The 20789-nt window shown below is 65.2% G+C and carries 20 protein-coding genes and 1 tRNA gene; 10 read left to right on the top strand and 11 right to left on the bottom strand.

The genetic code is table 11. The features are described 5' to 3' along the window. Nucleotides 1–81: 81 nt before the first annotated feature. Nucleotides 82–771, bottom strand: coding sequence for a crotonase/enoyl-CoA hydratase family protein (locus tag ACODS9_RS24180; protein ID WP_046856578.1), 690 nt, complete (start codon nt 769–771; stop codon nt 82–84). Between the two features lie 290 nt (nt 772–1061). On the opposite strand from ACODS9_RS24180, the gene ACODS9_RS24175 reads away from it, so the two are divergent. Next, nucleotides 1062–1151, top strand: a tRNA-Ser gene (locus tag ACODS9_RS24175). Between the two features lie 158 nt (nt 1152–1309). On the opposite strand, the gene ACODS9_RS24170 is transcribed toward ACODS9_RS24175, so the two are convergent. Together ACODS9_RS24170 and ACODS9_RS24165 are read right to left on the bottom strand one after the other, a co-directional pair. Continuing rightward, nucleotides 1310–3439, bottom strand: coding sequence for a TonB-dependent siderophore receptor (locus ACODS9_RS24170; protein ID WP_489094936.1), 2130 nt, complete (start codon nt 3437–3439; stop codon nt 1310–1312). A gap of 229 nt (nt 3440–3668) precedes the next feature. After that, complete coding sequence (locus ACODS9_RS24165; RefSeq protein WP_046856576.1) at nt 3669–4046, bottom strand: hypothetical protein; 378 nt, start codon at nt 4044–4046, stop codon at nt 3669–3671. Nucleotides 4047–4487: 441 nt separating this feature from the next. On the opposite strand from ACODS9_RS24165, the gene ACODS9_RS24160 reads away from it, so the two are divergent. The 5 genes from ACODS9_RS24160 (at nt 4488) to ACODS9_RS24140 (ending at nt 10789) form a co-directional block, all read left to right on the top strand. Then, nucleotides 4488–5945: a serralysin family metalloprotease gene (locus tag ACODS9_RS24160; protein ID WP_401110088.1), complete on the top strand. Its 1458-nt coding sequence runs from the start codon at nt 4488–4490 to the stop codon at nt 5943–5945. 64 nt (nt 5946–6009) lie between these two features. Beyond that, the gene (locus ACODS9_RS24155; RefSeq protein WP_489094935.1) at nt 6010–6375 is read left to right on the top strand and encodes an AprI/Inh family metalloprotease inhibitor; all 366 of its coding nucleotides are present in this window, start codon (nt 6010–6012) and stop codon (nt 6373–6375) included. A gap of 44 nt (nt 6376–6419) precedes the next feature. Further along, the gene (locus ACODS9_RS24150) at nt 6420–8141 is read left to right on the top strand and encodes a type I secretion system permease/ATPase (protein WP_489094934.1); all 1722 of its coding nucleotides are present in this window, start codon (nt 6420–6422) and stop codon (nt 8139–8141) included. Further along, the gene (locus ACODS9_RS24145) at nt 8138–9430 is read left to right on the top strand and encodes an HlyD family type I secretion periplasmic adaptor subunit (RefSeq protein WP_401110079.1); all 1293 of its coding nucleotides are present in this window, start codon (nt 8138–8140) and stop codon (nt 9428–9430) included. The genes ACODS9_RS24150 and ACODS9_RS24145 overlap by 4 nt, the downstream gene beginning before the upstream one ends. Nucleotides 9431–9439: 9 nt before the next feature. Further along, complete coding sequence (locus ACODS9_RS24140) at nt 9440–10789, top strand: TolC family outer membrane protein (protein ID WP_217866777.1); 1350 nt, start codon at nt 9440–9442, stop codon at nt 10787–10789. Nucleotides 10790–10897: 108 nt separating this feature from the next. Here ACODS9_RS24140 and ACODS9_RS24135 read toward each other — a convergent pair whose 3' ends face one another. Both ACODS9_RS24135 and ACODS9_RS24130 read right to left on the bottom strand, forming a co-directional pair. Beyond that, nucleotides 10898–12085 carry an MFS transporter gene (locus ACODS9_RS24135; RefSeq protein ID WP_401110075.1) on the bottom strand — a complete coding sequence of 396 codons (1188 nt, stop codon included), beginning with the start codon at nt 12083–12085 and terminating at the stop codon, nt 10898–10900. Between the two features lie 169 nt (nt 12086–12254). After that, nucleotides 12255–13004 (bottom strand): 3-oxoacyl-ACP reductase family protein, encoded by a 750-nt coding sequence (locus ACODS9_RS24130; protein WP_046856569.1) that lies wholly within the window; start codon nt 13002–13004, stop codon nt 12255–12257. A gap of 124 nt (nt 13005–13128) precedes the next feature. Here ACODS9_RS24130 and ACODS9_RS24125 point away from each other — a divergent pair, with 124 nt between their 5' ends. Then, the gene (locus ACODS9_RS24125) at nt 13129–14058 is read left to right on the top strand and encodes a LysR family transcriptional regulator (protein ID WP_489094933.1); all 930 of its coding nucleotides are present in this window, start codon (nt 13129–13131) and stop codon (nt 14056–14058) included. 7 nt (nt 14059–14065) lie between these two features. Here the strand turns inward: ACODS9_RS24125 and ACODS9_RS24120 are convergent, their stop codons facing one another. Both ACODS9_RS24120 and ACODS9_RS24115 read right to left on the bottom strand, forming a co-directional pair. Further along, the gene (locus ACODS9_RS24120) at nt 14066–14548 is read right to left on the bottom strand and encodes a GreA/GreB family elongation factor (RefSeq protein WP_489094932.1); all 483 of its coding nucleotides are present in this window, start codon (nt 14546–14548) and stop codon (nt 14066–14068) included. Nucleotides 14549–14550: 2 nt separating this feature from the next. After that, nucleotides 14551–14949: a hypothetical protein gene (locus ACODS9_RS24115; protein ID WP_489094931.1), complete on the bottom strand. Its 399-nt coding sequence runs from the start codon at nt 14947–14949 to the stop codon at nt 14551–14553. Nucleotides 14950–15084: 135 nt separating this feature from the next. On the opposite strand from ACODS9_RS24115, the gene earP reads away from it, so the two are divergent. Together earP and efp are read left to right on the top strand one after the other, a co-directional pair. Then, on the top strand, nt 15085–16218 hold the full coding sequence (gene earP, locus ACODS9_RS24110) for an elongation factor P maturation arginine rhamnosyltransferase EarP (protein ID WP_489094930.1): 1134 nt from the start codon (nt 15085–15087) through the stop codon (nt 16216–16218). A 48-nt stretch (nt 16219–16266) separates the two neighbouring features. Next, nucleotides 16267–16836 (top strand): elongation factor P, encoded by a 570-nt coding sequence (gene efp, locus ACODS9_RS24105; RefSeq protein ID WP_489094929.1) that lies wholly within the window; start codon nt 16267–16269, stop codon nt 16834–16836. A gap of 108 nt (nt 16837–16944) precedes the next feature. On the opposite strand, the gene ACODS9_RS24100 is transcribed toward efp, so the two are convergent. From ACODS9_RS24100 to ACODS9_RS24090, 3 genes are all read right to left on the bottom strand, one after another. Continuing rightward, entirely contained in the window at nt 16945–17373 is a 429-nt protein-coding gene (locus ACODS9_RS24100) for an organic hydroperoxide resistance protein (RefSeq protein WP_011532840.1), read from the bottom strand. A gap of 130 nt (nt 17374–17503) precedes the next feature. Beyond that, on the bottom strand, nt 17504–17959 hold the full coding sequence (locus ACODS9_RS24095; protein ID WP_489094928.1) for a MarR family winged helix-turn-helix transcriptional regulator: 456 nt from the start codon (nt 17957–17959) through the stop codon (nt 17504–17506). Nucleotides 17960–18014: 55 nt separating this feature from the next. After that, a complete protein-coding gene (locus ACODS9_RS24090; RefSeq protein ID WP_489094927.1) occupies nt 18015–18971 on the bottom strand; it encodes a LysR family transcriptional regulator in 957 nt (318 codons plus the stop codon). Nucleotides 18972–19086: 115 nt separating this feature from the next. Here ACODS9_RS24090 and ACODS9_RS24085 point away from each other — a divergent pair, with 115 nt between their 5' ends. After that, the gene (locus ACODS9_RS24085) at nt 19087–19836 is read left to right on the top strand and encodes a sulfite exporter TauE/SafE family protein (protein ID WP_046856563.1); all 750 of its coding nucleotides are present in this window, start codon (nt 19087–19089) and stop codon (nt 19834–19836) included. A gap of 76 nt (nt 19837–19912) precedes the next feature. Here the strand turns inward: ACODS9_RS24085 and ACODS9_RS24080 are convergent, their stop codons facing one another. After that, complete coding sequence (locus ACODS9_RS24080) at nt 19913–20764, bottom strand: LysR substrate-binding domain-containing protein (protein ID WP_489094926.1); 852 nt, start codon at nt 20762–20764, stop codon at nt 19913–19915. Nucleotides 20765–20789 lie beyond the last annotated feature (25 nt).

Here is a 20789-nt window from a genome sequence, read left to right as displayed (position 1 = left end):
GCGATGGTGTCACCCTGGGTGAACGCATCGCCGGGCAAGCCCGCTCCCACAAAGTCCTGTGAGGAAAATCCCTGGACGGACTCAGCCCAGGTGGTTCTGGTCCGCCAGGATCGCCTCGTCCAGCGCCTCCAGCAGGCCCTTGCGTACCTTCAGCTTGGTGTTCTTGTGCGCCAGCATGTTCAGCTTCTTCATTTCGCGGGCGGCGGCCAGGGCGGTTTCGTGCAGCTGTTCAGCTGGCACCACCTTGTCGAGGAAGCCGGCTTCCCGGGCACCCTGCGGGTCGAACACTTCGGCATTGTTCACCGAGCGCTGGAACGCCGCACGGCCGAGGCGGTCACGGGCCAGCTCGATACCGGCGTGGTGCATGGTCATGCCGATCTGCACTTCGTTCAGGCAAATCTTGTAAGGGCCTTCGACACCGATGCGGTAGTCGCCCGACAGCAGCAGGAAGGCGCCCTTGGCCACGGCATTGCCGGGGCAGGCGACGATCACCGGGAAGGGGTGCGACAGCAGGCGCCGGGCCAGGGTGGAGCCGGCGGTGACCAGGCCAACGGCCTCCTTGGGGCCGGCGGTCATCACCTTGAGGTCGTAGCCGCCGGAGAGAATGCCCGGCTGGCCGGTGATGATCACCACCGCGCGTTCCTCGACGGCGCGATCGAGCGCGGCGTTGAAGGCTTTGATCACATCCGGGGAGATGGCATTGACCTTGCCGTTGTTCAGGGTCAGGGTGGCGATGCCGTCTTCGGCGTGGTAGGTAATCAGCTCGCTCATAGCAGAGTCCTTTGGATGGCGTGGCGACGACGTTACCCAGCGGCGCCGGCCAGGTAAAGCACCAAGGCTGACTGGTCGGTCAGCGCCGCGCCGCAGTGCCTTGCGCCATCTGGGCAGCACTGGGAGGGTGGGAAAAAGCGCTGGGTACAATGGCAGCATTGCCCTGATTGGCCAGAGTTTTCGGCCGATTGCCTTAAGCGCATGAAAATTCTGAAAAAAATGCTTGCCAAGTAAAAGCTCTTCTACTAAATTAGCGCGCCTCGACAGGCTGAATAGCTTGAAGAGAAAACGGTGAAGTGTCCGAGTGGTCGAAGGAGCACGCCTGGAAAGTGTGTATACGAGAAATCGTATCAAGGGTTCAAATCCCTTCTTCACCGCCACATTCTACGAGAAGCCCCCGAATCGAAAGGTTAGGGGGCTTTTTGTTTGTCGCTTGTTTTTACCTGTGCGATCGAGTCGCCGGCAAGCCGGCTCCCACAAGGTAATGCGATCTCCTGTGGGAGCCGGCTTGCCGGCGATGGGCTGCGAAGCAGCCCCTTTAGAAACTTACGGAGGCCGACAGCCGTGCCGTGCGCGGCGCGCCCTGGAACAGGTAGTTGTCGCCTAGGTAATCGCCCACGTCGCGCCAGTAGCGCTTGTCGAAGACGTTGTCCACGGTCAGGCGCAGCACGGTGTCGTAGCCGCCGATGTTCGTGCGGTAGCGGCTGCCGATGTCGAATACGGTGTAGCCGCCGACTTCGACATTGCCTGCTGAGCTTGCGTACTTGCTGGCGCTGTAGCGTGCACCGCCGAGCAGTGCCAGGCCGGGGACGGGCAGGGCGTAGTCGGCCTGCAGCGCGGCGCGCAGGCGCGGCACGTTGATTGCCTGGTGGCCTTCGTAGGCGGTGGTGTCGCTGTTCTGCACCCGGGCGCGGATCACTGCGGCGCTGGCCTGGATCTGCAGGTTGGAGGTTGCCCAGCCGCTGGCGCCGAGCTCCAGGCCGGTGTTCTTCTGCTGGCCCGATTGCACGTAGGTCGGCGCCGGGGTTCCGTCGGGGCGGGCGTACTGGTACGCCTGGCGGATCTGGAACAGGGCTGCGCTGAAACTCATGCCCTGCCAGTCACGCTTGATGCCGACTTCTAGTTGGCGCGACAGGGTCGGGGCGAGGATTTCGAACGCGTTGCTGGCATACCAGGGGGCGGTGCCACCCGAGGACAAGCCTTTCGCATAGCTGGCGTACAAGGTGGTGTCCGGCTGCGGCTTGTAGATCAAAGCTGCGTTGGGCAGCAGTTGGTACTGTCGGGTGTGGCGCCCGGCGACGCCATTCTGGTCCCAGGTCTTTTCGTCCAGGCGCACTTCCCGGGCGCCGATCACGGTCTGCCAATTGTCGTTGAAGGTGATGCGGTCGCTGAAGAACAGGCCGTACTGGCGGCTGTCCAGGCGGCGCTCACTGCTACCAATGGGCTTGTCCGACGGCTCAACCGCTGGTGCACCGGTATGGATGTTGCCCGTGCCTCGCCACTCGTTGTAGCCCGGTCGCTGGTCAAGCGTGCGGCGTTGCGCACTGGTGCCGACGGTCAGCTCATGGCTCACGCCCAAGGCATCGAAGCGCCCGTCGAGCATGGCCTGGGCTTCGTCGATGCGGCGGGTATCGTCAGGGCTGCGGAAATCGTAGATGTCGTAGTCGCCATTGCTGCCGAAGTAGGACCCTTCGCTCGAACCCCAGGCGAATGCGCTGTAGTCATCGATTACCACCTTGCTGCGCGAGGCGCTCAAGGTACCGTTCCAGTTGTCGTTGAACTGGTATTTGAAGCGCCCGCCCAGGTTCAGCGAGTCGTTCTGCACGGGCTTGGCCCAGGACTGCCAGGCCAGGTGATCCTTGGGGTCGACGCCATGGGGCAGCTGGTTGCCGCCAAGCAGTTGATAGCCGGGTACCGAATACTGCTCGCGGTGCTGGTACTCGGCATCCAGCTCCAGGACGGCATTCGGGTTGATCTGCCAGTCGAGCGCCACGGAGGCGAAATCGCGCTTGCCGTCGGCATGATCGACATAGGAGCGAATGTCCTCGTGGGCCAGGTTTACCCGCAGGCCCAGCTGGCGTTCGGCGCCGAACCAGCCGCCCAGGTCGGTGGCCAGGTAGCGCTCGCCCTGTTCGTTGCTCGACACACTTATGCTGCGCACATCCTCAGGGCGCTTGGTCACGTAGTTGACCAGCCCGCCGGGCTCCGACACGCCGCTCTGCAACCCGGACAGTCCCTTGAGCAGCTCCACTTGCTGCTTGTTCTCCAGCGCCACGTTCTGCTCGCCGGCGATGGTCTGGCCGTTGACCCGGTAGCTGCTGGCGGCGTTGAGCTCGAAGCCGCGCACGTTGAAGTTCTCGTAGTAGCCGATCGGCGCATAGCTTTCGCCCACCGAGGCATCGCTCTGCAGCACCTCGCTCAGCTTGCGCACCTGGCGGTCGTCCAGCAGCTGGCGGCTGAACACGCTGACCGCTGCCGGGGTATCGAGCAGTGGCGCGCTGTGCAGGCCGCCGACCTGGGCTTCGCGTGCCTGGTAGCCGCTGTCCTGAACATCCGAGATGCGCACGGGGGCCAGGGCCACACTGTCGTCGGCAAGGCCATGGCCACTGTGCAGGGCAAGGCCCAGGCCGAGCAGGCCCAAGGGCAGGCGGGGGCGAAGCGGGGTCATGCAAGGCTCCTTGAAAAGCGGACGCGCCGTTATCGCTCGGCAGCTGTCGGGCAGGCAAAAGGGCGCCATGGTAGCAGGCTGCCGAGGCTTTCAGGGATGCAGACGTGGGATCCGGCGCGCCGCCGCTCCCACCGATACCGTACAATGCTTAGGCATGCACGTTTCCTGCGGGAGCCGGCTTGCCGGCGATGACGCCAGTACAGTCAATACGAACGAAGCGGGGCGCGATTCAGGCCGCCGCCGGGCGCTGGTGCCGGCGCCAGCTGTCGTCGATCTTCGACCAGGTCTTGCCGTCGGTGATGGCCAGCAGCTTGCGGCCATCCTTGAAGGTGGCGAGGAAGGTGACTTCCTCTTCCTTGCCGCCCAGCAGCAGGCCGGCGAGCAGGCCGACCGGGCCGGCCACCAGGGCACCGGCCACCCCCCAGCCCAGGGCGGTGCCCAGGCTGCGGGTCGACTCGAGGTTGGCCAGCTTCAGATCCTTGATCCGCGCCAGCGAAATGCGCTCGCCGGGCGAAGGGCTGCGCGGGGTCTTGAGTGTGAGCGCTCCATTGCGATACTCGCCTTCACCTTGCAAGAAATCGCCGGATTGCACCGTGAGTCTTGTCATTGTGTCGTCCTGTCAGGAAGGGGGCCTTTGACCAACGCCTACTGAGCGCTCCGTACGCTGGCAAGTCAACGCCGAGGCGACGGAGGGTCGTGCGGCGGGTTGTCGCGTAGTAAAGCGCCTAAACGAAGCGTTGATGGCAAACCACAGGCACAGGTCGCATTTTCGAAAGTAAACTTCGAATCGTCGTCTATAAAGTCCTAGGGTCATGATTGGAACTAATGCTTGCAGCTGGCGCCATTGATCCATGGCAGTTTGCGCAAATAAGTACGACGCAGTTGAGTTTTCGAAAACGAAAAAATGACGTCAAAAAACGCTGGACATCAAGTTTCATTATGTGTCAGTTTTTTTGCGCCTAATAAAGGCGAGTGACAGGAAGTTCTCGCCAGGTGGGAAATCCTGTCTGACATCAACTGCTTTTTTGTAAACAAGGAAGTAACCTGCATGTCGAAAGTCAAAGAAAACGCTATTGCATCGGCCGTTTCCGCACTGCAGCCGAAGGGGCCAAGTTCGTCCTTCGGCCTGATCGATAGCTTTGCCCACCAGTACGATCGCGGCGGCGCGAACATCAATGGCAAGAAGTCCTTCACGGTCGACCAGGCCGCCGATCACCTCCTGCGTGATGGCGCAGCCTGGAAGGACCTGAACAAGGACGGCACGATCAGCCTCACCTACACCTTCCTGACCAAGGCACCGTCTGACTTCTACAGCCGTGGACTGGGCTCGTTCAGCCAGTTCAGCGACCTGCAGAAACAACAGGCCAAGCTCTCCATGCAGTCCTGGTCGGACGTGGCCAAGGTCACCTTCACCGAGGCAGGATCGGGCGGCGACGGTCACATGACCTTCGGCAACTTCAGCGCCAGCAACGGCGGCGCGGCGTTCGCCTACCTGCCGTTCGACGGCCCGGGTTCGCACAAGGGCGAGTCCTGGTACCTGATCAACAGCGGCTACCAGGTCAACATCACCCCGGGCACCGGTAACTACGGGCGCCAGACCCTGACCCACGAGATCGGCCACGTGCTCGGCCTGTCCCACCCCGGCGACTACAACGCCGGCGAGGGCAACCCGACCTACCGTGACGCCGACTACGCTCAGGACACCCGTGGCTACAGCGTCATGAGCTACTGGAGCGAAAGCAACAACGGGCAGAACTTCATCAAGGGCGGTGGTCAGTACTACGCCTCGGCCCCGCTGATGGACGACATCCTGGCGATCCAGAAGCTCTACGGCGCCAACTACGCCACCCGTGCCAGCGACACCACCTACGGCTTCAACTCCACCGCTGATCGCGACTTCTACTCGGCCACCTCGGCCTCGTCGAAGCTGGTGTTCTCGGTGTGGGACGGTGGCGGCAACGACACCTTCGACTTCTCGGGCTTCACCCAGAACCAGAAGATCAACCTCAACGAAGCGTCGTTCTCCGACGTCGGCGGCATGGTCGGCAACGTGTCCATCGCCAAGGGCGTGACCATCGAGAACGCCATCGGCGGCTCGGGCAACGACCTGCTGATCGGCAATGCGCTGGCCAACGTGCTCAAGGGTGGTGCCGGCAACGACATCATCTACGGCGGCGGCGGCGCCGACCAGCTGTGGGGCGGCAGCGGCTCGGACACCTTCGTGTTCGCGGCTGTCAGCGACTCCACCAAGGCGGCGCCGGACCGCATCATGGACTTCACCTCGGGCGTGGACAAGATCGACCTGTCGGCCATCTCCGCGTTCGCCGTGAACAAGCTGCCGCTGCAGTTCGTCGATGCCTTCACCGGCCATGCCGGCGAGGCGCTGCTGACCTACGACCAGGCCACCAACCTGGGCAGCCTGTCCATCGACTTCACCGGAAACGCCTCGGCTGATTTCCTGGTGACCACCGTTGGCCAGGCCGCTGTCACCGACATCGTGGTCTGATGTAGCAGGGGGCGGCGCTCGCGCGTCGCCCTTTTGTCGGCGAGGCAGACGAATGAAAGCAACCTTGCGAACGATCGCGCTGGCCGCGATTACCCTGATGTCGATGACCGAGGTAGGTATGGCGAGCAGCCTGTTACTCCCCAACGCCGCGCAAATGGCCGGTAATTGGACGCTTTACCCCGAACAGCAGCAAGCGCAAGCCTGCAACCTGCACCTGGGCGCCAACGAAGGCGAAATCGAAGGCGACCTGGATTGCGCCAGGGACCTGCTGGGCCTGCGCCCCGGCAGCTGGCTGGTGACCCCTGACACCTTGGCCCTGGTGGGCGGCGACGGCAGCAGCGTGGTGCACTTCAGCCGCGAAGGGGCCAAGCGTTACGCCTGGACCCGGCCGGATGGTACCCAACTGGTGCTCCAGCACCTGGACAAATAAACCCGGCCTGAAACTTGAAAGTTTCAGGCAAGCAAGGGCGAAACATGAAACTACCGAGCAAAAAGCCCGGGGCGCCTTTGTGGGCGGCACTCGGCGAACATAAGTCGACGTTGATCAGCGTTGGCTGTTTCACGGCATTGATCAACTTGCTCATGCTGGTGCCGTCGATATATATGCTTCAAGTGTACGACCGTGTACTGAGTTCGCAGAGCACGACAACTTTGTGGGTGCTGACATTGATGGTTGTCGGCTTCTTCGTTTATATCGGCGGGCTCGAGGCCGTACGCAGTTTCATTGTCATTCGGGTCGGCAACCAGTTGGAAAAGACGTTCAACCTGAAGGTCTATCGCGCCGCCTTCGAACGCAACTTGCGCCAGCGCGACGGCGCCGCCGGCCAGGCCCTGGGTGACCTGACCCAGCTGCGCCAGTTCATCACCGGCCCCGCGCTGTTCGCTTTCTTCGATGCCCCCTGGTTCCCCATCTACCTGGCGGTGATCTTCGCCTTCAACGTCTGGCTGGGCGTGATGGCCACGGTCGGCGCGCTGCTGCTGATCGCCCTGGCGATCCTCAACGAGCGCCTCACCCATGCCACCCTGGCCGAGGCCAGTGGCTTCCAGCAGCAGTCGACGCAACTGGCCGGCAGCCAGTTGCAGAGCGCCGAGAGCATCCAGGCCATGGGCATGCTTGGCGCGCTGCGCCAGCGCTGGTTCAGCCTGCACGGACGTTTCCTCGATCTGCAGAACAAGGCCAGCGACACCTCGGCGGTGATCACCGCCACCAGCAAGGGCCTGCGCCTGTGCCTGCAATCGCTGGTGCTGGGGCTGGGCGCGCTGCTGGTGATCGAGGGGCAGATGACCCCGGGCATGATGATCGCCGGCTCCATCCTCATGGGCCGGGTGCTGGCGCCGATCGACCAGTTGATCGCGGTGTGGAAGCAATGGAGCGGCGCGCAGCTGGCCTACCAGCGCCTGGACGGGCTGCTGCGCGAACACCCCGAGCCGCCGACGCCGATGTCCTTGCCGGTGCCCACCGGGCAACTGGCGGTGGAGCAGGTCAGCGCCGGCCCGCCCGGGCGCAACCTGGCCACCCTGCAACAGGTGAACTTCGCCCTGGCGCCGGGTGAACTGCTCGGCGTGCTGGGGGCTTCGGGGTCGGGCAAGTCGACCCTGGCCAAGGTGCTGGTCGGTGTCTGGCCGACCCTCGGCGGCCATGTGCGCCTCGATGGCGCCGAGCTCAGCCAATGGGACCGCGACGCGTTGGGCCCGCACATCGGCTATCTGCCGCAGAACATCGAGTTGCTGCGCGGCAGCATCGCCGAGAACATCGCCCGCTTTGGCGAGCTGGACGGCATCAAGGTGGTCGAGGCGGCGCGCCTGGCGGGCGTGCATGACCTGATCCTGCGCCTGCCCCAGGGCTACGACACGCGCCTGGGCGAGGAGGGAGTGGACCTCTCCGGCGGCCAGAAGCAGCGCATCGCCCTGGCCCGCGCCCTGTACGGCGATGCCCGGCTGATCGTGCTCGACGAACCCAACTCCAACCTCGACAGCCACGGCGAAGCCGCCCTGGCCAACGCCATCGTCCAGCTCAAGGCCCAGGGCCGCACCGTGGTGCTGGTGACCCACCGCAGCGCGGCGCTGGCCCAGGCCGACAAGCTGCTGGTGATGAACGAAGGGCGCATGCAGGGCTTCGGCCCGGCCCGCGACATCCTCCACGCCATGGGCCAGGCCCCGGCGCAACGACCCCTGCAAGCCGGAGGTGGCGCATGAGCCAGCACACCCGTGATGCACGTTTCCATGTTCGTCTGGGGTGGTGGCTGACCCTGGTCGGTTTCGGCGGCTTCATGGCCTGGGCCAGCTTCGCCCCGCTCGACCAGGGCGTGCCGGTGCAAGGCACCGTGGTGGTGTCGGGCAAGCGCAAGGCGGTGCAGTCCATGGGCGCGGGCGTGGTCAGCCGCATCCTGGTCAGCGAAGGCCAGCTGGTGCGTCAGGGCGAGCCGCTGTTCCGCCTCGACCGCACCCAGGTGCAGGCCGACGTCGATGCGCTGCAGGCCCAGTACCGCATGACCCGCGCCGCCCTGGCACGCTGGCAGAGCGAGCGTGACAACCTCGGCCTGGTGCAGTTTCCCGCGGAACTGCTCGAAGACGCCGACGCCCGCCTGGCGCTGATCCTCGAAGGCCAGCGCCAGCTGTTCGACAGCCGCCGTCAGGCCCAGGCCCGCGAGCAGGGCGCCCTGGCCGCCAGCATCGACGGCTCCCTGGCGCAGCTGACCGGCATGCGCCGGGCGCGCGGCGACCTGCAGGCCCAGGCCGACTCGTTGCGCGAGCAGCTCGACAGCCTGCGCCCGCTGGCCGGCGAGGGCTATATCCCGCGTAACCGCGTGCTGGAATACCAGCGCCAATTGTCGCAGGTGCAGCGCGACCTGGCGCAGAACGCCGGCGAAAGCGCGCGCCTGGAGCAGGTGATCGTCGAAGCCCGGCTCAACTTGCAGCAGCGCCGCGAGGAATATCAGAAAGAGGTGCGCAGCCAGCTGGCCGAAGCCCAGGTCAAGGCCGCGACCCTGGAGCAGCAGCTCAACTCCGCGCACTTTGAGCTGCAGCACAGCGAGATCATCGCCCCCGCCGACGGCATCGCGGTGAACCTTGGCGTGCACACCGAAGGCGCCGTGGTGCGGGCCGGCGATACCCTGCTGGAGATCGTGCCCCAGGGCACCGCGCTGGAAGTGGAAGGGCGCCTGCCGGTGAACCTGGTGGACAAGGTGGCGCCGCAGTTGCCGGTGGACATCCTGTTCACCGCCTTCAACCAGAACCGCACGCCACGGGTTACCGGCGAAGTGGCGCTGGTGTCGGCCGACCAACTGATCGACGAGCGCAGCGGCCAGCCGTACTACGTGCTGCGCAGCACGGTCAGCGAAGAAGCGCTGGCGCGTCTGCAGGGCCTGGCCATACGCCCAGGCATGCCCGCAGAGCTGTTCGTGCGTACCGGCGAGCGCTCGCTGCTCAACTACCTGTTCAAACCCCTGCTCGACCGTGCAGGCACCGCCTTGACCGAACAATAAGGACCGCCAGTGAAGAAGTTCCCACTGATCGGGCTGCTGCTGGCCTGCGCCTGGCTGCCGACCGCCGCCCAGGCCGCCATGGGGCCGTTCCAGGTATACGAGCAGGCCCTGCGCCGCGACCCGACCTACCTCGCGGCGTTCAAGGCCCGCGAAGCTGGCCAGGAATACCGCGCCATCGGCCGCGCCGGCCTGCTGCCCAGCCTGTCGTACAGCTACAACAAGGGCCGCAACGATTCCGAGGTGCGCTACCTCGGCGATTCGCGCCGGCAAAAGGAAGACCGCACCTACAACAGCATGGGCTCGACCTTCATCCTCCAGCAGCCGCTGTTCGACTATGAAGCCTACTCGAGCTATCGCAAGGGCGTGGCCCAGGCGCTGTTCGCCGATGAGAGCTTCCGCGACCAGAGCCAGCAACTGCTGGTGCGGGTGATGACCAGCTACACCCAGGCGCTGTTCGCCCAGGACCAGATTGCCATCAGCGTCGCCAGCAAGCAGGCCTACCGCCAGCAGTTCCAGCAGAACCAACGTCTGTTCGACGCCGGCGAGGGCACGCGCACCGATATTCTCGAGGCCCAGGCCCGCTACGAGCTGGCCGATGCCGAGGAGATCAAGGCGCGCAACGAACAGGATGCCGCGCTGCGCGAACTGGGCGCGCTGATCGGCGAGCCGGCGGTGCGGGTCGAGGACCTGGCGCCGCTGCGCCTGGGCTTTGCCTTGCCGGTGGTCGACCCCAGCGGCTACGAAGCCTGGCAGGAGCGAGCCCTGGCCAACAACCCGCAACTGGCGTCATCGCGCCAGGCCCTGGAAGTGGCGCGCTACGAGGTCGAGCGCAATCGTGCCGGGCACCTGCCCAAGGTCACCGCGTTCGCTACTTCGCGGCGCCAGGAGTCGGACAGCGGCAACACCTACAACCAGCGCTACGACACCAATACCGTGGGCATCGAAGTGAGCGTGCCGATCTTCGCCGGGGGCGGGGTGCTGGCTTCGACCCGCCAGGCCAGCCGGCACCTTGAGCAGGCCGAGTACGAGCTCGATGGCAACACGCGCAGTGCCTTGATCGAGCTGCGCAAGCAGTACAACGCCTGCCAGTCCGGCGCCAGCCAGCTGCGTGCCTACCAGCGGGCGCTGGTGGCGGCCGAGGCGCTGGTGGTGTCCACGCGCAAGAGCGTGCAAGGCGGCGAGCGGGTCAACCTGGACGTGCTCAACGCCGAACAGCAGTTGGCCACCACCCGCCGCGACCTGGCCCAGGCCCGCTACGACTACCTGCTGGCGTGGATCAAGCTGCATTACCAGGCCGGGGTGTTGAGCGAGACCCAGCTGGCGCGGGTGGACGAAGCGTTTATCGAGGGCAGGCCCTGATTCTTGCGCGGGCCTCATCGCCGGCAAGCCGGCTCCCACAGATGTTGCGCGATACCCTGTGGGAGCCGGCTTGCCGGCGATGAGGCCAGTGTTGTCAGCAAAATACTTTCAGGCTGGCACCACTAGCTTCCCCCGCCGGCGCTCAGCCAACCCCCACACCAGCAGCGCCAGCGCACCGATCACCAGCCCGGCCACCACGATCCCATCCCAGCCATGCACTTCGAACAGTTGCGTGCCCAGCAGCGACCCCAGCGCCCCGCCAATGAAGTAGCAGGTGATATAGCCGGCATTGAGCCGCGTACGCGCCTCGGGGCGCAGCACGATCACCGCATTCTGGTTGCTCACGTGCACTAGCTGCACCGCCAGGTCGAGCAACAGCACGCCCACCAGCAACGCCACCAGCGAGTTCTGCGCAAACCCCAGCGGTACCCACGACAGCAATAGCGCCACCAGCCCCACGGTGGTGCCCAGCGAGCCTTTGCCGCGGTCGGCCAGGCGCCCGGCCCAGTTCGCCGCCAGTGCGCCGATCGCCCCGGCCAGGCCGAACAGGCCGATCACCGCGTCGGAGTAATGGTAGGGCGCCTCGCTCAACAGGAACGCCAGCGGTGTCCAGAACAGCGCGAACAGGCTGAACGCCAGCAAACCCAGCAGCGAGCGCAGGCGCAGCACCGGTTCCTCGACGAACAGGCGGAACACCGAGCCGATCAGCGCCGGGTATTTCAAGCCGGCGTGGCTGTGGTGTTGCGGCAGGCTGCGGTACAGGGCCAGGGCACTGATGGCCATCAGCACTGCGGCCAGCACGTAGATGCTGCGCCAGCCGCCCAGCTCGGCCATGAAGCCTGCGGCGGTGCGCGCCAGCAGGATGCCCAGCAACAGGCCGCTCATCAGCGTGCCCACGGCGCGGCCGCGTTGATCTGGAGCACTGAGCGCGGCAGCCATGGGTACCAGCACCTGGGCCACCACCGAGAACAGCCCGGTCAGCGCCGTGCCGAACAACAGCCACGGCAGGCTTGGCGCGCAGGCACTGATCACCAACCCGGCGGTGGCGATCAGCACCATGGTGACGATCAGCCGCCGCTGCTCGAACAGATCGCCCAGTGGCGCGAGCAACAGCAGCCCGGCGCCGTAGCTGAGCTGGGCGGCGATGACGATGGTGCCGGCGCTGGCGGTGCTCAGGCCGAACTGCTCGGCGATGCTGTGCAGCAAGGGCTGGGCGTAGTAGTTGCTGGCCACGGCCAGGCCGGTGGCGGTGGCCATCAGCAGGATCAGGGCGCGACTCAGAGTCGGGGAATTCATGGGCAGTCTCGGTGCAGGCAAGGTTGAATGGCGACAAGTATCAGGAAGTGCCCGGCATGATGCCAATTTATGGTTTTCAACTTAACCGTGTTGACGGCAGCACGGGGCAAGCTCGCTCCCACGCGTGACTGCGCGTTGGAGCGGGCTTGCCCCGCGACAGGGTGTTGGTTCAGGCCGCGAAACCACCATCGGCCAGCAGGCTCGCGCCGGTGATGTAGCCGGCCTCAGGCCCCGCCAGGTAGGCCACGAAGCTGGCGATCTCGTCCGCCTGGCCATAGCGCCCGATGGCCATCAGCGGGATCAGGCTCTCGGCGAACTCGCCACTGGCCGGGTTCATGTCGGTGTCCACCGGCCCAGGCTGCACATTGTTGACGGTGATCCCCTGCGGCCCCAGGTCACGGGCCAGGCCCTTGGTCAGGCCGACCAGCGCCGACTTGCTCATGGCATAGGGCGCGCCACCGGCGAACGGCATGCGCTCGGCGTTGGTGCTGCCGATGTTGATGACCCGTCCACCCTGGCCCATGTACTTCACCGCCGCCTGGGTGGCCACGAACACGCTGCGCACATTGACCGCCAACAGCCGGTCGAAGTCGGCCAGGTCGAACTCGGCGACCGGCGCCACCGCCAGCACGCCGGCGTTGTTGACCAGGATGTCCAGGCCGCCGAACGCCTTCGCGGTGTCGGCCACGGCTTGCTGCACGGCCTGGGTGTCGGCGCTGTCGGCGCGCAGGGCCAGGGCTTGGCCGCCGCCGCTGTTGATCTCGCCTGCCAAGGCCTCGGCGCTGGCGCTCGAGCTGACATAGGTGAAGGCGACCTTGGCGCCGTCGCGGGCCAGGCGGCGGACGATGGCCGCGCCGATACCACGGGAACCGCCCTGGACCAGGGCCACCTTGCCGGTGAGGGGAAGTACTTGGGACATGCTGATCTCCTGCGTTCAAGCAAGGCCGGATGCCTTGGATGGACACAGTATCGACCGTGGATTGCATGCTGATAAGATGGTAATAGCGATCTACAGAGTAAACCTTTGGTTGGCAATGAAGAGTATGGAATCGTTCAGTAGCCTGGAATGCTTCGTGCGCAGTGCCGAGGTCGGCAGTTTCGCCGAGGCGGCCCGGCGTTTGTCATTGACCCCTGCGGCGGTGGGCAAGAACGTCGCCCAACTGGAGGCGCGCCTGGGGGTGCGGTTGTTCCAGCGCAGCACGCGCAAGCTCACTTTGACCGAGGCCGGGCAGCGCTTCCTGGGCGAGGTCGGCGACAGCCTGCGTACCATCCAATATGCCATGGCCAACCTGGCCAGCGCAGAGGGGCAACCGGCGGGGCTGCTGCGGGTGAGCATGGGCACGGTGTTCGGGCGCTTGTACGTTGTGCCGCTGTTGGGCGAGTTCCTGCGCCGTTACCCGGCGATCTCGCCTGACTGGCATTTCGACAACCGCCAGGTCGACCTGATCGGCCAAGGTTTCGACGCCGCCCTCGGCGGTGGTTTCGAGCTGCCGCCCGGGGTGGTGGCACGCAAGCTGACGCCCGCGCACCGGGTACTGGTGGCCTCGCCGGGCTATGTGCGGCAGCACGGGCCGATCGATCGGCCGGAACAGTTGCAGGCTTGCACCGGCATCCTCATTCGCTCGCCGCAGACCGGCAGGGTGCGCAGCTGGCCGCTGACCAGCCGCTGGCAGGAGCAACAACCCTTGCGGCTGCCGCAACACATGACCATGAGCGATTCGGATGCCGCCTGCGCGGTGGCCGAGCAGGGCCTGGGCATCGCCCTGGTCAGCCTGCCTTTTGCCTTGCCTTACCTGACTTCAGATCGCCTGTGCAGGGTGCTGCCGGACTGGTACGTCGACGATGGGCATATCAGCCTGTACTACGCCGAGCGCAAGCTGTTGCCGGGCAAGACCCGCGCCTTCATCGATTTCGTGGTGGAGCAGTTTGCCGAGCAGGGGCTGGCACAGCGTTTCGACGCCTTGCAGCGATAACGCCCTTTCAGACGATATCGATGATGAACTGCACCTGCGCTACCCCAGCCAGCACCAGGCGTACTTCGTCATCCAGGCGCTTGCCAAGCAGTTGCTGGCCTAGCGGTGCGCGAGGCGTGATTACCGTCACCAACGCCTCTCCCTCACCAATCTTCAAGCCGGCGCCCTCGGGACCGAGGAACAGCCTGCGGCGTAGGCCCTGTTCATCCTCCAGGGTCACCAGGCAGCCGACCTGGATCCCCCGCGCCGGGTCATAGTCGCGCGGCACCAGTTGCTGGTAGGTCTGCAGCGCCTGGCGGATCTCAGCGGTGCGCCGAGCCTGCCCGGTGGCCAGGTACGAAGCCTCGAGCCCCAAGGTGTCGTACTTGTTCTCGGCGATATTCTCTTCGGCGGTGGCGGCCTCGTAGGCGGTCTGGGCGGCGCGGCGCAGCACCTCCATGTCGTGCTCAAGGGTGGTGACGATGCGCTGCAGCAGGGTGGCCTTGTCCATGGTCAGTAGCAGAACTCCAATACGTTGGCCTGGCTCTTGTCGGTCGGCGCGGTACGGTTCTGCTGCAGCCAGAACTGGCACTTGGGGCTGTTCAGGTTGCGCGGGTTGCCCTGGGCGGCCTCGGCGGCCTGCTGCAATTCCTGGTTGTGCAGGATGTCTTTGTAATGTTCGAACATCTGCGCCTGGGCATCGGCCGGTGGCGCTGGAGGAGCAGTTGGCGCAGGCAGGACCTGCGCGGGGGCGGTGGCCTCGACCAGCGGTTGCACCTGCTGTGGCCACAAGTGCAGGGCCAGCCACAGGCTCACGGCGATCGCCAATGCGCCGAGCCACAGGCCGAGGGCGACGCACAGCACCAGTTGCACCGGTTTCAAGGTTATCTTCAATTCGCGGGGGCGGGGCATGGTGGCCTCCTGGCAGGCGGGGCTAGGGCGCCATTCTCGCATGCCGCGGCAGGTATTTTCAGCGCCGCGCTTTTGTTGGCCGGCATTTTTCAGCAAAATCCGCGGTCTTTTTTCCGCAGGTAACGGAACGTGGCGATGAAAACCACCTGGGACATCTTCTGCACGGTCGTCGACAACTATGGCGACATCGGCGTCACCTGGCGCCTGGCGCGCCAGCTGGCGAGCGAGCATGACCTGGCCGTGCGCCTGTGGGTGGATGACCTGCAAGCCTTCGTGCCCCTGTGCCCAGAGGCCGACAGCCAAGCCGAGCAGCAGTGGCGGCAGGGGGTCGAGGTGCGCCACTGGCCGGCCACGTGGCAAGGCGCGGAGCCGGCGCAGGTGGTGGTGGGCGCCTTCGCCTGCCAGCTGCCGCAGGCCTATGTCGAGGCCATGGGCAGGCAGGCCACGCCGCCCTTGTGGCTGAACCTGGACTACCTCAGTGCCGAAGACTGGGTGGATGGCTGCCATGGCTTGCCGTCGCCCCAGGCCAATGGGTTGCGCAAGTTCTTTTTCTTCCCGGGTTTCACCGAGAAGACCGGTGGCCTGCTGCGCGAAGCTGCCTTGCTGCCCCGTTGCCAGGCGTTTCGTCAGGCGCCGGACGAGCGGGCGAGGTTCCTGGCAGGGCTGGGCGTCCACCCCGAGGCCGGGGCGCGGCTGATCTCGCTGTTCGCCTATGAGAATCCACAGTTGGGCAACTGGCTCGACGTACTGGCCGAAGGCGCGCAGCCCAGCCACCTGCTGGTACCGCAGGGGCGCATCCTGGGTGACCTCGGCCAGTGGCTGGGCGAGGCGGACCTGGCCGTGGGGGCGCTGCATCGGCGCGGCGCCTTGACGGTCCAGGTGCTGCCTTTCGTCAGCCAGGACGACTACGACCGGTTGCTGTGGAGCTGCGATTTCAACGCCGTGCGCGGCGAGGACTCGTTCGTGCGGGCGCAATGGGCTGGCGTGCCGATGCTGTGGCACATCTACATCCAGGAAGAGAACGCCCACTGGGAAAAGCTCGAAGCATTCCTCGCCCTTTATCGCCATGGGCTGTCGGCCGCCGCCGGGCAGGCGCTGAGCGAGCTGTGGCGGGCCTGGAACATGGATCGCCCGATGGGGCAGGCCTGGCAGGCGCTGCAGCCACACTGGGAGGAAGTGCGCGAACATGCCCGCCAGTGGCAGGTCACGCAGGCCGCTCGGCCGGACCTCGCCACGAAGCTGGTACAGTTTTACCGAAATTCGCTATGATACGCGGCCTCGATTTTTATAAATCCATCCAGATTCGGATACTTCGTAATGAAAACTGGTAAAGAACTGAAACCCGGTACCGTACTGCGGATCGACAACGACCCGTGGCTGGTTCAGAAAACTGAGTTCACCAAGTCGGGCCGTAACAGCGCGATCATGAAGACCAAGCTGAAGAACCTGCTGACCGGCTACAAGACCGAAACCGTATACGGTGCGGACGACAAGCTGGACGACGTGATCCTGGATCGCAAAGAAGCGACCCTGTCGTTCATCAGCGGTGACTCGTACACCTTCATGGACACCACCGACTACACCATGTACGAGCTGAACGCCGAAGACATCGACGCCGTTCTGCCGTACATCGAAGAAGGCATGGAAGACATCTGCGAAGCCGTCTTCTTCGAAGGCCGCCTGGTATCGGTAGAACTGCCGACCACCATCAGCCGCCAGGTTACCTACACCGAGAACGCCGCACGTGGCGACACCTCGGGCAAGGTCATGAAGCCTGCCAAGCTGAAGAACGGTACCGAGATCCAGGTTGCCGACTTCATCCAGATCGACGAGTGGATCGACATCGACACTCGCGACAACAGCTTCAAAGGCCGTTCCAAGAAGTAATCCTTCTTGCGATGAGCACGAAAAACCCGGCCTTGGCCGGGTTTTTTTGTGCTCGTGAAACCGTGGCGCCTTCATCGCGGGGCAAGTCGGCTCGCCCCGCGAAGGCATTCACACCGTCACATGCAGGCGCACATCCACATTGCCGCGGGTGGCGTTGGAGTACGGGCAGACCTTGTGCGCCTTCTCCACCAGCCCTTCGGCGTCGGCCTGGGCCAGGCCAGGCAGGTTGATGTGCAGGTCGATGTCCAGGCCGAAACCACCGGGGATCTGGCCGATGCCGACCTTGGCGGTGATCGAGGCGTCAGCTGGCAGGGCTTTTTTCTCCTGGCCGGCGACGAACTTCAGCGCGCCGATGAAACAGGCCGAGTAACCCGCGGCGAACATCTGCTCGGGGTTGGTGCCTTCACCCCCGGCGCCGCCCAGCTCTTTCGGGGTGCTCAGCTTGACTTCCAGCTTGCCGTCGCTGGAGCGGGATTTGCCATCACGACCACCGGTGGAAGTGGCTTCTGCGATGTACAGCGGAGTGACCTTTTGCATCTTGAGCCTCGCTTGGGTGCTGTGCGCCGTCGGCGCTGAGTGGGTATGGGCTTAACTTAGCGCGCAATTATTTAGTGCGCAAGTTAAATATTCGACCATTCATCCGAACAGCCATCTCACAGCTTAGACGTCAGAGGTTTTCTTGCAGCTGCGCGCGCAGGGCGAGCAGGTCGGCCTGCAGTTTGCGCAGTTGCTCGGCGCTGTGGCCGCTGGCCTGCAGGATGCATTGCGGCACGCGCTGGGCTTCGGCCTGCAGGGCGCGGCCCTTGTCGGTCAGTTGCACCAGCACCACCCGTTCGTCCTCGCGGCTGCGGCTGCGCTTGAGCAGGCCTTCGCTTTCCAGGCGCTTGAGCAGCGGGGTCAGGGAGCCGGGGTCGGTGAGCAGGCGCTGGCTGATCTCGCCCACGGTCAGGCCGTCCTGCTCCCACAGCACAAGCATGGCCAGGTACTGCGGGTAGGTCAGGCCCAGGGCCTGCAGCAGGGGCTTGTAGACCTTGGTCATCAACAACGAGGTCGAGTGCAGGGCGAAGCAGACCTGGTTGTCCAGCAGCAGCGCGTCGCAGGTGGCTTGGGTGTCGGCGTTCATGCAGGTCCTTGGAATCGGTGAGTAATAAAATCTAGCACGCCAAAGCTTGGTGCGCTCATTGCCAGCGCAGCTCGCTTCTCAGCGCCAGGTCCCAGGGCGGCACCGGGCTGAAACGGCTCTTGAGGAATTCGAGCAGCAAGCGGCTGCGAGAGTTCGTTTCATGTTCAAGGCGCAGTGCATAAATCCCGCTGGTTTCGGGGGCCGGCAGGCCGTTGTCGCAGAACAGGGGGAGCAGTTCGCCGCGCAGCAGGTAGTCGCTGACCAGCCAGGTCGGCAGGTGGGCGATGCCCAGCCCGGCCAAGGCACCGAACAGCAGCGTCTCGGCATTGTTGGCGGCCATGCGCATGCGCGTCGGGCGGTACAGGCGGATCTGGCCGCCGACCTCGAAGCGCCAGGCGAACGGTGGCGCCAGGCCGTCCCAGTCGAGGCCGTCATGCCCAGGCAACTCGCTCGGGCAGGCCGGTACGCCGCGATTGGCCAGGTACGCCGGGCTGGCGCAGGCGATCCGCACCATATACGCCAGTGGCGTGGCCACCAGGCGGGTGTCGGCCAGGGGGCCTGCGCGCAGCACCAGGTCGACTACGCCCAGGTGGCTGCCGTGCAGGTCGACGAAACTGTCGATCAGGCGCAGTTGCACGTCGAGCCCGGGGTAGGCCACCAGGAAGTCGGCGATGGCCGGAGCGAGGTGACGCCGGCCGAAAGCGGCCGGGGCGTCGATGCGGATCAGCCCTTCGGGGGCGTTGCTCAGGGATACCGCTTCGGCCCGGGCCAGGCGCAGCTCCTCGATTATGCGCCGGGCCCGTTCGGCAAACGCATTACCGGCCGGCGTGGCGCGCACCGCGTGGGTGCTGCGCGAGAACAGGCGGCTGCCTACCGCGTTTTCCAGGCTGTCGATGCGCCTGGCCACCGCCGAAGGCGTGAGCGGATGGCGGCGGGCGGCGGCGGAAAAACTGCCGGTCTCCAGCACATCGAGAAAAAGACTCAGTTGTTCGGTGAGGATATCGGGGCTCATGACGGCTCTGCTTGTGCGGATTGCGCAAAGCCATTGTGCGCTGCTGTGCGTTTCCCCGCCAGCCGGGACTGGGTAGCATGCCGGCATTCTCTGAGAGCAGGCGGATGAGGCGCGAATGATCGAGTGGTTGATGTACATCGTTTTGGGCGCAGCCCTGGGCACTTTGGGTGGCTTGTTCGGGATTGGTGGCGGGCTGATCGCGATCCCGGCGCTGGGGGTGCTGTTCGGCCTTGACCAGCAACTGGCTCAGGGCACCGCCCTGGTGATGGTGGTGCCCAACGTGCTGCTTGCGTTGTGGCGCTATCACCAGCGCAACCGCATCGAGTTGCGCCACGCCGTGCCGCTGTCGTTGTGCAGCTTTTTGTTCGCCTGGCTGGGGTCGATCTGGGCAGTGGGCATCGATGCCCAGTCGATGCGCCTGTATTTCGTCGGTTTCCTGGTGGCCTTGGCGTTGTGGAACGTGGCGCGCATGTTCCTGCCGGTGAAACCGCCGAGCAACCAGCTGCGCTATCCCTGGCCATGGCTGGGCGTGCTGGGCAGCTTTGCCGGGACCATGGGCGGGCTGTTCGGTGTGGGCGGCGCGGTGGTGGCCACGCCGATACTGACCTCCGTGTTCGGCACCACCCAGGTGGTGGCCCAGGGGTTGTCGCTGGCATTGGCGGCGCCGAGCACCGCGGTGACCCTGCTGACCTACGGCCTGCACCAGAGCGTGGACTGGAGCATCGGGGTGCCGTTGGCGGTGGGCGGGTTGCTGAGCATCAGCTGGGGGGTGAAGCTGGCCCACGCGTTGCCGGAAAAGGTACTGCGCTCGATGTTCTGTGTGTTTCTGGTGGTGTGCGCGGTGATGCTCGGGTTCGAGCTCTGAGCGCAAGGGGCTGCAGAGCCCATCGCCCTCTGTGGGAGCCGGCTTGCCGGCGAAAAGGGCGCGAAGCGTCCTCGGCTTACTTGAACCCCTCGACGATGTACTCGGCCATGCAGTCGGTGATCGGCGAATGCTGCTGGTCATTGCGCAGCAGCATCACATTGGCCATGTGCAACTGCGGCAGGCCGTCGTCCTCGCCGAGGATGCGCAGGTCGCCGCCGACCAGGCTGTGCAACTGCGCGGTCACCGCCAGCCCCGCCTGCACGATGGCGAAGATCGCCGCCAGGCTCGGGCTGGTGTAGGCGATGCGGTACTCGATACCGTGGCGCTCCAGGGCATTGCAGGTCCAGGCGCGGCAAAAACAGTCGGTGTTGAATAGCGCCAGTGGCATGGGCCGCTGCTCTTGCGGGCAGAAGCCCTTGGCCGCGGCCCACACCAGGCGCTCCTGGCGCAGCAACTGGCCGACCTCGTTGCCGGGCTCGCGGGTGACGATGGTCAGGTCCAGGTCCTGGCGCAGCATCAGCTGCTTGGACGAATCGCAATGCACCTCGACATGGATCAGCGGGTAGGCCTGGGCGAAGCGGGTGAGGATGCCCGGCAGGTAGCGCATGGCGTAGTCGTCCGGGGTGCCGATGCGCACCACCCCGACCATGTGCGGCATGCGCAGGGTGTTGAACACCTCGCCATGCAACTTGAGGATGCGTCGGGCATAGCCCAGCAGCACCTGGCCCTCGGCGGTCAGGCGCACCTGGCGGCCATCGCGCTCGAACAGCTGGCGCTGCAGGATGTCCTCTTCCAGGCGCTTCATCTGCATGCTCACCGCCGACTGGGTGCGGTTGACCACTTCGCCGGCGCGGGTGAAGCCGCCTTGCTCGGCAATGGCGACGAAGGTGCGCAGCACCTCGGCGTCGAGACTCTGATACTGGGACATGGCATCAATCTCCGAGATGCATGGC

Source organism: Pseudomonas sp. FG36, from assembly GCF_057809275.1.
Note: the sequence above shows the minus strand (reverse complement) of the source record. Positions and strands in the feature narration are given on the sequence as shown.